Genomic DNA, 13,395 nt, shown 5'->3' on the forward strand with positions numbered 1-13,395 from the left:
AGAGAACTTCCATGGAACTGCCGAAGGCGCTGCTGGACCCGCCGTGGGCGCGCAGGCCGGCCCCCCTGCCCACCGGTGACGAGCCGATCATCGTCCCCGGCCTGGCGGCGCCGGACGGCCGCGCGATCGTCTGGGAACCCGGCGAGCGCGAGGGCTGGGCCGCGGTCCGCCCGTTCGGGTCCTGGCAGCACGGCGAGTGGGAGGAGGCCGCCGAGGAGTTCCGCGACGGGCGGATGGGCTACGAGCCCACGCGGGCGGGCTTCCTCGCGCAGGCGCCCGAGCATCTCGCGCGGCCGCTGCTGGCCGGGTGGGATCCGCACGTGACCTGGGACTTCCACCATTCCCTCCAGCCGATCGTGGCGCGCTTCGAGACCGCCGCCTGGGACGTGGCGGTCCGGCTCGCCAAGCAGAACCCGTACGGGACGGGCCCGGTCGTGCTGCCGTTCCTGTCCGCCGACGTGGCCCGGATGGTCGCCGACTGGCTCTACCGGCTCACGTCGGCGCAGGAGCTCGCGCACGCGTGGTTCGCGCGGCACGGCCTGGCCGCCGTCCCGTACCTGGTGCCGGACGCGCTGGGCAAGCGCGTCGGCCCGCGCCGGGGCGCGGTCAAGGCACTGAGGCTGATCGAGGGCGACGTCGTGGAGGCGGCCCGCGTCCACGGGGACGAGGCGGCCGAGGCGGTCGCGCGGCTCCTCGCCGCCGCGCCTCCCGAGACCGCGCCCGTCGAGCCGCCGGTCCGGGCGCCGTCCCTGCCGAAGTGGCTCGACGCCGGCGCCCTTCCCCGCCCGGTCCTGCGGGACGGCGGCGAACTGCCGGGCGACGCGGCGCGCAACCTGCTGCTCGCCCTGACGGTGAGCCCGGGCGCCCGGCTCGACGCGACCGGCGTCGTGGACGGCGCCGCCCAGGTCTGCGAACCGGAGTCGCTGACCGCGCTCGTCTGGGCGCAGTTCGAGGCGTGGCAGGCGGCGGGCATGCCCAAGGGCAGCGGCTTCGTGCTGTCGGCCCTCGGACGCTTCGGCGACGACGTGGTCGTCCGCAGGCTCGTCCCGCTGGTCAAGGAGTGGCCGGGACGAAGCGGCGGGTACAGCAGCGCCGTCCAGGGCCTCGAAGCGCTGGTCGGGATCGGCACCGACCTCGCCCTGACGCAGCTCAACGGCATCGCGCGGAAGTCCCGGTACAAGGGCCTGCGGGGCGAGGCGCAGCGCAAGCTGGCGCAGATCGCGGAGCGGCGCGGCCTGACGGCCGCGCAGCTCGCCGACCGGCTCGTCCCCGACTTCGGGCTGGACGCCGACGGGACCCTCACGCTCGACTACGGCCCCCGCCGCTTCGTCGTCGGCTTCGACGAGCAGCTCAGACCGCAGGTGGCGGAAGAGGGCGGGGCCCGCCGCAAGGCGCTGCCCAAGCCCGGGGCCAAGGACGACCCCGAGCTGGCCCCGGCCGCCTACCGGCGGTTCGCGGAGCTGAGGAAGGACGTCCGCGCGGTCGCCTCCGCGGAGGTGGCCCGTCTGGAGTCGGACATGGTCACGGGCCGCGCGTGGACGCGCGCCGAGTTCGGCGCGTTCCTCGTCGAGCACCCGCTGATGGGGCACCTCGCCCGCCGGCTGGTCTGGCTGGGCGGCGACCGGGCGTTCCGGATCGCCGAGGACCGGACGTTCGCCGACCTCCACGACGAGACCGTCGACCCCGCCGAGTGGGCGGACGTCCGGATCGCCCATCCGGTGCTGCTGGGCGACTCCCTGGCCGCCTGGTCGCAGGTGTTCGCCGACTACGAGATCCTGCAGCCGTTCCCGCAGCTCGGACGTCCCGTCCACGCCCTCGCCGACGGCGAGGGGAAGAGCGGCAGGCTCGAACGCTTCGAGGGGCCGACCGTCCCCACCGGCCGGATCCTCGGCCTCACCCGCACGGCGTGGAGCCGCGGCGCCCCGCAGGACAACGGCATCGAGCACTGGGTCTCCCGCACGCTGGCGCCAGGGGTCACCGTCGTGGTCGAACTGAGCCCCGGCATCGCGGTGGGCTACGTCGACCTGAACCCCGCCCAGACGATCGAGCGGGTCTGGATCGGCGCGGCGCCCGGCGACCCGTCCCGCGCGATCGCGGACGGTCTCGCCGGCGTCGACCCGGTCCTCGTCTCGGAGGTGCTGGCCGACCTGACCGGCCTGACCGCCTCCTAGGCGAAACGGCTGCTCGGCACGGGGCCGGGGGAGCGCACCATGTCCCTCGGCCCGGTGAGCCAGTGGCCGGCGACCGCGCGGACGAAGCCCGCCAGGCGCTCGTCGGGGTCCGGCGGCGCCCCGTCGCCGCCCTCGTCGTCGTCGGCCCGAGGGTCGGCGGCGACGATCTCGGCGGCCAGCACCTCCTCGGGCCGCTCGTCGGGCGGCATGGTCTCCGGCTCGCCGCCGGCCCCGACCCGCAGCCGCTCGCCCCACGGAGACACCGCCACCTGGTGCAGGAACCCGGTGACGTCGGCGCTCACCACCGGCGGGTCGGTCCAGCACGACGCGTGCTCGAACAGCACCTGCCCCTCGGCCCGCTCCCGCAGTCCGCCGGCGTCCGTCTCGTTCAGGTCGTAGGCGACCACGAGCGCGCCGGGGCGCCCGGGCGCGAACGGCTCGGCGGGCAGCCCGAGCAGGCGTGCCGCGGCCAGGCCCAGGATCCGGCTCGACCGGTCGGGCAGCAGGCCGACCGACGCGGGACGCCGCCCCGCCGCGTCCAGGACCAGCCGCAGCCGGTCGAGGGTCCGCCTGCACAGGGCGAAGCTGTCGGACGTGTAGGCGTAGCGCCCCGTCATGCCGTCCGCGAACCCGTACGGCGAGATCGTGGCGAGGACGCCGCCGCCCAGCGTGAAGTGCCAGCCCCGAAGGTCCCGGGAGTCGAGCGGTCCGGCGGCCTCCGCCCGGGCGAGCATCCGCGCGAGCCTGTCGCGAGCCGGGACCCAGTCCTCACCCGGCGCGGGCAGCCGCGCCGCCTCGCGGGCGGCCCGGCCGGGGTCCCCGGAGAACAGCGCGTTGTAGGCCAGCAGGTACCGGGCGGGCCACGGGTCCAGCGCGTCCACCCGCGGCTCCAGGGCCGCGACGGCCTCGGCGTGCCGGTTCTCGCGTTCCAGCGCCGACACCAGCTCCATGAGCAGGACGGGCTCGTCGGGCAGCATCTCCAGCGCGCGCCTCAGCGCCGGGACCGCGAGGAAGGCGACGCCGCGCTCGACGCAGGCGAAGCCGAAGTCGTAGAGCTGCTGCGGCTCCTGCCGGACGGCCATCGCCGCGGCCGCCTCGCGCATGTCGTCGAAGCCCGACAGCGCCGCCGCGCCCTCCATGAGCCGCGCGACCTCGCCCAGCTCCATCGTCTCGGCGTTGAACCGCAGATGCCGGATCAGTCCGGCGATGTCGCCGCTTTCCAGAAGTGCCCGCGCGTCGCTCATGGGCGGCCACGCTAGCCCCGGCGGGCCGCGTGGATCATCCGTTTTTCGCGCTACCCGGCCGACGCCAGCGCCCGCAGGACGTCCGCGACGAGGTCGGCGGTGTCCTCGACGCCGGCCGAGAAGCGCACGAAGCCGGGCGTCACGGCGTCGCCGCCCCAGCGGGCGCGCCGCTCGGCGGAGCTGTGCACGCTGCCGAAACTGGTGGCCTGCATGACGAGCCGCAGCGAGCCGAGGAACCTCTCGGCGGCCGCCTCGTCGTGCAGGGCGAACGACACGACGCAGCCGAACCGGCGCATCTGCCGGGCCGCGACCTCGTGGGACGGGTCGTCCGGCAGCCCCGGATACCTGAGCCCGGACACCTCCGGACGTCCCCGCAGCGCCTCGGCCACCGCCAGCGCGTTGGCCGCCTGCCGGTCCAGCCTCAGCTGGAGCGTGGCGAGCGACCGGTGCGCCAGCCACGCCTCCATCGGCCCGGGGATCGCGCCGACGGTCCTGCGCCAGACCCGGACCGCCTCCGCCAGGGCCGGGTCGCGGGTCGCGACGTGCCCGAGCAGCAGGTCGCCGTGCCCGGTCAGCGCCTTGGTGTCGCTGGCGACGGAGAAGTCGGCCCCGAGGTCGAGCGGCCGCTGCCCGAGCGGGGTCGCGAGGGTGTTGTCCACCGCCACGAGGGCGCCGGCCCGGTGCGCCGCCTCGGAGACCCGCCGGATGTCGCACACGTCCAGGTTCGGGTTGGACGGGGTTTCGAGCCAGACCAGCCGCGCGCCCTCCAGCAGCCCGATCTGGGCGTCGCCCGCGGTCGGCCCCATGCGGACGACCGCGCCGTAGGACTCCAGGCGCTCCTTCAGCGCCCGGGTCGTGTGGTAGCAGTCGTCGGGAAGGACCACGACGTCGCCGGACCGGACCTGCGCCAGAAGCACGCCGGCCACCGCCGCCATCCCCGAGGAGAACGACACGGCCTCCGCGCCGCCCTCCAGCTCGCCGACGGCCCGCTCCAGCAGCGTCCACGTCGGGTTCGACTCGCGCCCGTAGGTGTAGGGCCCGCTCGCCTCCCCGGCCAGGTGGTAGTGCGCCGCGAACACGGGCCCGGGCAGGCCCGGCGCGAAGTTCTCCGCCTCCGGCCGCCCGGCGCCCACGGCCAGCGTCCCGTCCCCGATCTCCATGCGCGCCCCTTCCCGTGGTCCGGCCACCCATCGTCCCACCTGCGGAATCCGGGCGGCCGAACGGCTCAGGGCCCGCGGAGGGAGCCGGCCATGGCGCGGACCGTCTCCGACCCGGCGACGCGGCCGGGCGTTCCAGGGGTCGGTCATTCACCGGATCCCCGGGATTTGTCGGCATGCTCCTCTACGGTGGGGCGGCATGGAAGATCAGCTCCCCGGCGAGAACGACCTGGTGATCCCGGACGCCTGGCGGCGTTCGCTGCACGCGCGGCGCGGCGGCGCCCCCGGTTCCAAGATCAAAGTGCCCGGTCCTGCGGCGGCGGCGCGCGCCGTCCAGGGCTTCGTGGAGCAGGGCCGCGGGGTGGTCGAGGCGCTGCTGAAGGGCGGCGCCGGCGAACCCGAGCTGGCCGAGGCGGCGCGGCGGCACCTGGACGGGCGGCCCGATCCGGCCGGGGCCGCGGTGGTCGCGGCCGTCACCTCGATGGGCGTGGGCGGCCACCAGGGGGACAAGGTGTGCCGGGCCTACGTCGACGCGTGGGTCGGCGAGCACGGGCTCGGGTTCGCGGCGTGCGCGCTGGTCGAGCTGAGCCGGACGAAGGCCGTCCGCAAGGGCGGCGGCACCTGGCTCGGCACCTCCGTCGGCGCGCAGCGCGTCACGGACGAGTACGCGCTCCAGATCCCGGAGCAGGAGGCGAAGCGCGTCCGCGGGCTGCTGGCCATCGCGTCCGACGCCGACTACGCCGACGCGGTCGAGCGGCTCGCGGCGCACAGGTCCGGCTGGTGCGCGAGCTGGCTGGTGTCGTACCTCGTCCCGACGCGGGAGGACTGGGTCGACGAGTGCTGCGCGGCCCCGCCCCCGCAGACGCGCCGCCACGACCTGCTGGGGATGGTGATGCCGGCGCTGGGCAAGCCGGAGCAGCTCGCGGCGGCGTTCCCGGCGCGCGGCCTGTACTGGGGCCAGGCGAGCCGCGCCCTGCTGGCCAGCATGGCCGACGGCATCGGGCCGGGCGTCCTGCCCTTCCTCCTCACCGAGGTGGACGGCCTCTCCCTGGAGTCCGAGGACCGCAAGCGCATCTTCGAGACGATCGCGATCCTGCCGACGGACGAGGCGTTCCAGGCGCTGCTCGACCGGCTCGACCGCAAGCACGTCCGGGCCGCCGTCGGGGAGGCCGCCCGCAGGTTCCCGGTGCGGGCGCTGCGGCTGCTGGCCCGCGCGGGCGCCGACGACCTGCTCGCCTCCCACGTCGAGGCCCACCCCGACCTGGCCGGCGCGGAGCTGCCCGGCCTGCCGGAGGACGTCGCCGCCGCCGTCCGGCGCGTCGCCGCCGCGTCCGCCCGCGTTCCGGAGGCGGCGCCCGGCGAGCTGCCCGCCGTGCTCGCCGACCCGCCGTGGCTGAACCCGCGGCGCCCCGTCCTCAAGGGCCTCACCGTCCCGGAGGCGCGGCTCGTGTGGCGGGAGGGCGAGCGGGAGGAGTGGCTCCAGTGGGACCCGAAGACCGAGAAGCCCGACGCCCCCGACTGGGAGGCGCTGGTCGGGGCCTACACGTCCGCCGGCCACGACTCGGGCAACGTGCAGCTGATGGTGTACGGGCCGGAGGAGCTGATCCGTCCCCTCATGCCCCGATGGAAGGGCTACGGCGTCCGGTGGGCTCACGTGTGGATGCGGCCTCTCGCGGCCCGCTACGAACTCGACGCCCTGCCCCCGGCCGTCCGGACGGCCAAGGCGTTCCCCGACACCTGCTGCGAGCCGCTGATGCCGTACCTGGACGGCGGCGTGGCGAGGTTCATGGCGGAGGGGCTCGTCAAGCGCGGGGCGCTCCTCGGCCCGGCCCGCCGGTGGTTCGGCCGCCACGGGGTCGACGCGGTGCCCCTGCTCGTCCCGGCGGCGCTCGGCGACAAGGCCAAGGAGCGGCGGCCCGCTGAGACCGCCCTGCGGTACGTGCGGGACCTGCGCGGCCTCGACGGCGTGGTCGCGGCGGCCCGCGACGCGCACGGCGACGAGGCCGCCGAGGCGGTCCGGACGCTGCTGTCCACTCCGCCGGTGGAGACGGGCCTCGACAGGCCCCCCGCCGTCGGCGCATGGCTGGATCCGACCCCGCTCCCGCAGGTGCTGCTGCGGGGCGGCGAACGCGCCCTTCCCCGGGAGGCGGTCGGCCGTCTGGTCGAGGTGCTCGCGCTCCCGACCCCGTACGCGATGGACGAGCTGGCGGAGGCGTGCGCACCCGGCACGCTGTCCGAATTCGGGTGGGCGCTCTTCCAGCAGTGGCTCGACGCCGGCAAGCCGTCCAAGGACGCCTGGGCCCTGCGGCAGCTCGGCCGCACCGGCGACGACGACACCGTCCGGCGCCTCACGCCGGTCATCCGGGCGTGGCCGGGGGAGGGCGGGCACAAGAACGCCGTCCACGGCCTGGACGTGCTCGCCGAGATCGGCACCGACGTGGCGCTGATGCACCTGCACGGCATCGCCCAGAAGGTGAAGTTCAAGGGGCTCCAGGCGGAGGCGCAGGAGCGGATCCGGCAGGTCGCGAAGCGGCTCGACCTGAGCACCGACCAGCTCGCGGACCGGCTCGTCCCGGACTTCGGCCTCGACGCCGAAGGGGGCATGACCCTCGACTACGGCACGCGCCGCTTCCTCGTCCGGTTCGACGAGCAGCTCAAGCCGTTCGTCGCCGACGAGGACGGCAAGCGGCGCAAGACGCTCCCCAAGCCCGCCGCCAAGGACGACCCCGAACTCGCGCCCGCCGCCTACCAGGCGTTCGCCGCGCTCAAGAAGGACGTCCGCACCGTCGCCGCCGACCAGCTCCGCAGGCTGGAGCAGGCGATGGTGACGCGGCGCCGCTGGACGCCCGCCGAGTTCGGCGAGTACATCGTCCGGCACCCGCTCGTCTGGCACATCGCCCGCCGCCTGGTCTGGCTGGCGGAGGACGGCGGCACGACCGCCGCGTTCCGCATCGCCGAGGACCGGACCTTCGCCGACGCCGGCGACGAGGCGTTCGCCCTCCCCGCGTCGGCCCGCGTCGGCGTCGCGCACCCGCTGGACCTCGGCGACACGGTGAAGGCGTGGTCGGAGGTCTTCGCCGACTACGAGATATCGCAGCCGTTCCCGCAGCTCACCCGCCCCGTCCACACGCTGACCGAGCAGGAGCGCGGCAGCGGGCGGCTGGAGCGGTTCGAGGGCCTCAAACTGCCCTTCGGCGACGTCCTCGGCCTGGTGAAGCTGGGCTGGGAGCGCGGCGCGCCGCTGGACGCCGGGGTCGAGCGGTGGATATCCCGGCGCGTCGCCGACCGGCGGTACGTCGTCATCGACCTCGATCCCGGCTTCGCGGTCGGCGCGCTTGACGCCACCGGCGACCACCAGGTCCTCGAGTACGTGTGGCTCGCCGCGGAACCCGCCGACTTCTGGCCCAGCAAGGGGACGCCGCTGACGTTCGGCGAGCTGCACCCCGTCATGGCGTCCGAGATCCTGTCCGACCTGACCGCCCTCGCCGACAGGGCCGAGAAGTGAGCGGCGCGACCGCCTGGGCGACGGCTCACCGGCCGGGGCGCGTCCCCCGGCGGCCCGGGCTCGGGAACCGCGGGCCTCGGCCGCCGCACGCGCCGTCCAGGACGGCGGCGACGCGGTCCAGCGTGGTGATCGGCGAGGTGTAGGGGAGGCGCAGATGGTGGGAGCAGGTCGCGTCGGCCGCGAAGGACGGCCCGGGTGAGAGTTCGAGCCCGTGCGCGCGGGCCCGGGCCGTCACGAGGTCGGATCGCACGGCGGTCAGGCGCAACCAGAGCGCGAGCCCTCCCGGCGGGACGGTGAACCGCCAGCGGTCGTCTCCGGCCAGCAGCCCGCTCAGGTGGTCGCGCTGCCGCCGCAGGGCCGTCCGCCGGTGGTCCAGGACCGGCGCCGGGTCGCGGAGGAGCTCGGCGGCGACCATCTGCTGCGTCGGCGCCGCGGACAGCGGCTCGCACAGCGGATGGCGGGCCAGTTCGCCGACCAGCGCGGCCGTCCCGCGGATCCAGCCGACCCGCAGGCCGGCCCAGACCGTCTTGGCCGCGGAGCCGACGAGGACGGCGCGGGGTATCCGGGCAAGCGGCGCCGGCGCCGCCCGCAGATCGAGGTCGCGCATGGTCTCGTCCGCCACCACGGTCACCCGGTGCCGTTCGGCGAGCCGGGCCACGGTCCGCCGGGCGGCGCCCGGCATGAGCGCGCCGGTCGGGTTCTGGAAGTCGGGGACCAGGTAGGCCAGCCCGCCCGCCGCGGCCCGGAACGCGTCGTCGAGCTGGTCCAGGTCCCAGCCGTCCGTGGCGACCCGGCAGCCGGCCAGGCGGGTTCCGGCCGCACGGAAGCCGGCCAGCACGGCGGGATAGGTGGGGATCTCCACGGCCGCGGCCCGGGGGCGCAGGTGCGCCGTCAGCAGCGCGAGGGCCGCGCGCGCCCCCGAGGTGATCAGTATCTGCTCGGGCCGCGTGAGGAGTCCTTCGCCTGTGTAGCGGTCCGCGATCAGTGAGCGCAGCTCCGGCAGCCCCGCGCCGGTCTCCCCGCTTTCGGCCAGGACCGGGCCGGAACGCTCGGCCGCTCTCAGCAGTGCCCGCTGATACGCCGTGTGGGGCGCGGCCGGAACCGCCCTTCGCAGGTCGATGGCACCGTCCTCGCCGACGGCCGAGACCGGGGCGACGCGCATCGCCGCCTCCGGCGGAAGCCGCAGGGTGCTCGCGCTGCCGCGGCGCGTGTCGACCCATCCCTCGTCGCGGAGGATGTCCAGCGCCGCGGCCACCGTCCCCCGGCTCACGCCGAGCGCGGCGGCGGCACGGCGTTCGGCGGGAAGCGGGGAACCGACCCGCAACCGGCCGTCCAGGGCGGCGTCGCCGACCGCGTCGGCCAGCGCCCGTGCCAGGGCGACGCCCGGCCTTCGCCACACGCCCAGCGCTGCGGCCAACTGGAGGTCGGTGGTACGCATTGGTCCAGTTTGCCAAGATTGGCCCAGGATCTGTGACGCCGCCCTGGATACCGTCGCGCTCATGCATCCACGCCTCGCCGCAGATCTCGCCCGGCTTCCGGATCTCCTGCGGACGGTCGGCCTGAGCGCGAACGACATCCTCGGTCGCCTGGACGAGCAGCCGGTCATCCCGCCCTTGCGCCTGCCCGACCCGGTGCCGCTCCCCGAGGAGGGGGCCGGGCTGGCGGCGGCGCTCACGGAGTTCACCCGCGAGTGGGCTCCGCTGCTGTCCGCCAGCGCCGGGCCCCGCTACCTCGGCTTCGTCACGGGCGGCGCCACGCCGGCCGCGCTGGCGGGCGACTGGCTGACCGCGGCCGCCGACCAGAACCCCACGTCGGCGCTCGACGGCGCGGGCCCGGAGCTCGAACGCCGGACGGTCGGCTGGCTGCGCGAGCTGTTCGGTCTCGGCGCCGCGCACCAGGGGGCGTTCGTCAGCGGTGCGACCATGTCCAACACGGTGGGCCTGGCGGTCGCCCGCGAATGGCTCGGCGAGCGCATGGGCGTCACCGTGGCGGAGGAGGGCACGGCGGCACTGGGACGGGTGCGCGTCCTGTCCGGAAGTCCGCATTCGAGCATCGGGAAGGGCCTGTCCATCCTCGGTCTCGGCCGTGCCTCGCTGGTTCAGGTGCCGGTTCTGCACGGCCGGGAGGCGGTCGACCCCGAGGCGCTGGAGCGGGCGTTGGCCCAGGCCGGCGGCCCGGCGATCGTGGTCGCCAACGCCGGCACGGTCAACACCGTCGACTTCGACGACCTCCGCGCCATCGCCGCGCTGCGGGAACGCCACGAGTTCTGGCTCCACGTCGACGCCGCCTTCGGCGCCTTCGCGGCGCTGTCGCCGGACCACGCGGACCTGGTCGCCGGACTCGACGCCGCCGACTCCATCTGCGTCGACCTGCACAAATGGCTGAACGTCCCCTACGACAGCGCCGTGCAGTTCACCCGCCACCGGCGCCTCCAGACCCGGGTGTTCCAGAACGCCGCCGCCTACCTCGGTCCGCTCGGCGAGACGCCCGACCCCGTCCACCTCACCCCGGAGAACTCCCGCCGCCTGCGCGCCCTCGCCGCCTGGTTCACGCTGCGGGCCTACGGGCGGGACGGGCACCGCGAGATCGTCCAGCGGAACATCGCCTGCGCCCGCGCCCTCGGGCGGGCCGTCGAGACGATCCCCGGCCTGCGCCTGCTCGCACCGGTCCGCCTGAACGTCGTGTGCTTCACGCTGGCCGGGGACCCCACCGCCGAGCGGCTCGCCGACCTCGCCGCCGACCTGAAGGACGAGGCGTTCCTCACCCCGACCGCCTATGCCGGGGTGCCCGCGCTCCGCGCCGCCTTCAGCAACTGGCGCACCACCGAGGCCGACGTCCACCGCCTCACCGAGGCCCTGAGGAACACGCCCCCAGGGGCGGCCCGGAGCTCTGTCAGGCGGTCTTGAGGGTGCCGCCGTCGATGACGTGGTCGGCGCCGTGGATGTTGGCGGCACGGTCGGACAGCAGGAAGGCGACCAGGTCCGCCACCTCCTCGGGTTCGGTGATGCGCCCGGAGGCGATGCCGGCCTGTCCGGGCAGGCCCGCGAGCAGGTCGTCGTGGCCGATCCCGAACGCGGCCGCCACCTTGCCGCCGAAACCGTCCGGGTCGGTCCACAGCGGGCTGGCGACGACGCCGGGGGAGACGGTGTTCACGCGGACGCCGCGCGGCGCCAGTTCCTCGCTGAGCCGCTTTCCGAACAGGGTCAGCGCCGCCTTCGCCTCCGCGTAGCCGACCGGCGAGCCGGTGGGCGTCCGGGCGTTGATCGAGGAGATGTTCACGATCGCGCCCTTGCGCTCCAGGATGCTCGGCAGCGCCGCCTTGGTGGTCCACACCGCGCTGAACAGGTTGAGATCGAACATCCTCTGCCACTGCTCGTCGCCGACGTCGAGGAACCCGCCGACGGTCAGCCCGTCCGGGTCGCCCGCGCCGACGTTGTTGACGAGGAAGTCGATCCCGCCGACCGCGGCGAGCGCCTCGTCGACGACCGCCGTCGCCCCGTCGCGGGTGCTCAGGTCGACGGGCACGGCCGCGGCGGCGACCTTCTCCAGGTCGGGGGTGACGGTCCGGGCGGCGCCCACCACCCGGACGCCCTCCGCGGCCAGGGCCTGTGCGATCGCGAGGCCGATGCCGCGACTCGCGCCGGTGACCAGAGCGGTCCTTCCGCTGATGCCGAGATCCATGATCTTCCTTTCTGAATGGGCGAATTCTTGAACTAGAGGTCAAAAATGAGGGCGTAAAAAGGGCGTTCGTCCGAAGTGTCGCGCCTCAGAGGCCGGCCAGGGCGGTGTCGATGATCCGGTACAGCTCCGGTCGGCCGAACGTCTTGGCCATGACCCGCAGCCCGGCGAGGGTGGTCTGGAAGAGCAGCGCCTGCGCCTTGGCGTCGACGCCCCGGTCGACGTCGCCGTCCCGCTGCCCTTGCTCGATGCGGGCGGCGAACAGCCCGATCATGCGCTCCTCCATCCGGTGCACCGCGCGGGTGGCCTCCTCGTCGCGCCCGCCGAGCTCGCCGACCGTGTTCTGGGCCAGGCAGCCGCGGCGCACCGGCCCGTCCAGGTCCATGTCCACGAGCATCGCGAAGTACGCGCGGAAGCGCTCCCTGGTGGTGCCCGGCCGCCAGAGGAACTCCTCGGTCAGCTCCACGCCGCTCCGGCTGTAGAGGTCCAACGCCTTGGCGAACAGCTCGCGCTTGGAGCCGAAGGAGTGGTACAGGCTGCCCTTGGCCACTCCGGTCGCCTCGGCCAGGTCGGCGGGGGACGTGTCGGCGTAGCCCTTGGTCCAGAACGTCTCCATCGCCCGCGCGACGACCACGTCCGGTTCGAAGCCCTTCGGTCTCCCCATGCCGCGACCGTAGCGAGTATTTGACCTAGAGGTCAAATACTCGTGCGGCGCGAGCCGGGCGCCACTCAGGCCCGCCGCTTGCCGCGGCCGCTCAGACGAAGGCGGAGCGGTGGTCGCGGACGAACTGCTCGAAGGTCGTCGGCTCGCGGCCGGTGAGGTCGCGGACCGTCGTGGTGACGGTCTCCGCGCCGCCGTCCCGGTACGCGCGGCTCACCTCGATCAGGGCGTCGGCGTGGAACGCGGGCAGGCCGCGTTCCAGCATGGCGGCTCGGGCGTCGGCGTCCGAGAGCCCGACGAAGCGGACCGGCGTGTCCAGGACCTGGGAGAGCACCCCGGCGGCGTCGTCGTAGGTCAGCGCCTCGGGGCCCGTGATGGCGTGGACGCGGCCGTCATGACCGTCGGTGGTGAGCACGTGGGCGGCGACCCGGGCGATGTCGCGGACGTCGACGAAGCTGATGGGGGCGTCGGCGCGGGGCTGGGCGAACCGGCCGGCCGACCTGATCGACGCGGCGAACTGGCGGGAGAAGTTCTGCATGTAGAAGTTCGGCCGCAGGAACGTCCACCGCAGGCCGGACTCCTGGAGCGCCGCCTCCGCGGGCCGGTGGAGGCGGGCGATGGGCGTCAGCTCCTCGTCGGCCCGCCAGACCGACAGCTTGACGACCCGGGAAACGCCCGCCGCGGTCGCCGCCTCGACGAGGTTGAGCTCGTGGCGGGTCTGGTCGGGCCCCATCGCGCCGACCAGGAACACCGCGTCGGCGTCGCGCAGCGCCGGCGGAAGCGTCGCGGGCCGGCCGAGGTCGATCCGGACGGCGTCCAGGCCGGCGGCGGCCGCCTGATCGACGTCGCGCTGCGCGTGGTACGCGGCGCGGACCGGCTGCCCGGCGGTGCGCAGTATCTCGAGGAGCGCCGAACCCACGGCCCCGCCCGCTCCCGTCACCAAGATCATGCCGCGCATGCTATCCGCCGTGCCGGCGGG

At 75.1% G+C, this 13,395-nt stretch carries 9 protein-coding genes; 3 read left to right on the forward strand and 6 right to left on the reverse strand.

Annotated features, from left to right (window positions below; genetic code table 11):
- Positions 1-11: 11 nt before the first annotated feature.
- The gene (locus ABD944_RS29850; RefSeq protein WP_345182495.1) at positions 12-2,171 is read left to right on the forward strand and encodes a DUF4132 domain-containing protein; all 2,160 of its coding nucleotides are present in this window, start codon (positions 12-14) and stop codon (positions 2,169-2,171) included.
- Here the strand turns inward: ABD944_RS29850 and ABD944_RS29855 are convergent.
- Complete coding sequence (locus ABD944_RS29855) at positions 2,168-3,415, reverse strand: hypothetical protein (protein ID WP_345182498.1); 1,248 nt, start codon at positions 3,413-3,415, stop codon at positions 2,168-2,170. The two genes, ABD944_RS29850 and ABD944_RS29855, sit on opposite strands and share 4 nt — an antisense overlap.
- A 50-nt stretch (positions 3,416-3,465) precedes the next feature.
- Entirely contained in the window at positions 3,466-4,575 is a 1,110-nt protein-coding gene (locus tag ABD944_RS29860; RefSeq protein ID WP_345182500.1) for a cystathionine gamma-lyase, read from the reverse strand.
- A 196-nt stretch (positions 4,576-4,771) separates the two neighbouring features.
- Between ABD944_RS29860 and ABD944_RS29865 the strand changes: the two genes are divergently transcribed.
- Positions 4,772-8,077: a DUF4132 domain-containing protein gene (locus ABD944_RS29865; protein ID WP_345182502.1), complete on the forward strand. Its 3,306-nt coding sequence runs from the start codon at positions 4,772-4,774 to the stop codon at positions 8,075-8,077.
- Between the two features lie 25 nt (positions 8,078-8,102).
- Here ABD944_RS29865 and ABD944_RS29870 read toward each other — a convergent pair whose 3' ends face one another.
- On the reverse strand, positions 8,103-9,515 hold the full coding sequence (locus ABD944_RS29870; protein ID WP_345182504.1) for an aminotransferase-like domain-containing protein: 1,413 nt from the start codon (positions 9,513-9,515) through the stop codon (positions 8,103-8,105).
- Between the two features lie 61 nt (positions 9,516-9,576).
- Here ABD944_RS29870 and ABD944_RS29875 point away from each other — a divergent pair, with 61 nt between their 5' ends.
- Positions 9,577-10,983, forward strand: coding sequence for a pyridoxal phosphate-dependent decarboxylase family protein (locus ABD944_RS29875; protein WP_345182507.1), 1,407 nt, complete (start codon positions 9,577-9,579; stop codon positions 10,981-10,983).
- Here the strand turns inward: ABD944_RS29875 and ABD944_RS29880 are convergent.
- The 3 genes from ABD944_RS29880 to ABD944_RS29890 form a co-directional block, all read right to left on the reverse strand.
- Positions 10,970-11,758, reverse strand: a complete 789-nt coding sequence (locus ABD944_RS29880; protein WP_345182509.1) for an SDR family oxidoreductase — start codon at positions 11,756-11,758, stop codon at positions 10,970-10,972. The two genes, ABD944_RS29875 and ABD944_RS29880, sit on opposite strands and share 14 nt — an antisense overlap.
- An 85-nt stretch (positions 11,759-11,843) precedes the next feature.
- On the reverse strand, positions 11,844-12,419 hold the full coding sequence (locus ABD944_RS29885) for a TetR/AcrR family transcriptional regulator (RefSeq protein ID WP_345182511.1): 576 nt from the start codon (positions 12,417-12,419) through the stop codon (positions 11,844-11,846).
- A 91-nt stretch (positions 12,420-12,510) separates the two neighbouring features.
- Positions 12,511-13,365, reverse strand: coding sequence for an SDR family oxidoreductase (locus tag ABD944_RS29890; RefSeq protein ID WP_345182513.1), 855 nt, complete (start codon positions 13,363-13,365; stop codon positions 12,511-12,513).
- Positions 13,366-13,395 lie beyond the last annotated feature (30 nt).

This window comes from Actinomadura verrucosospora (assembly GCF_039540335.1).
Lineage (GTDB): Bacteria > Actinomycetota > Actinomycetes > Streptosporangiales > Streptosporangiaceae > Spirillospora > Spirillospora verrucosospora.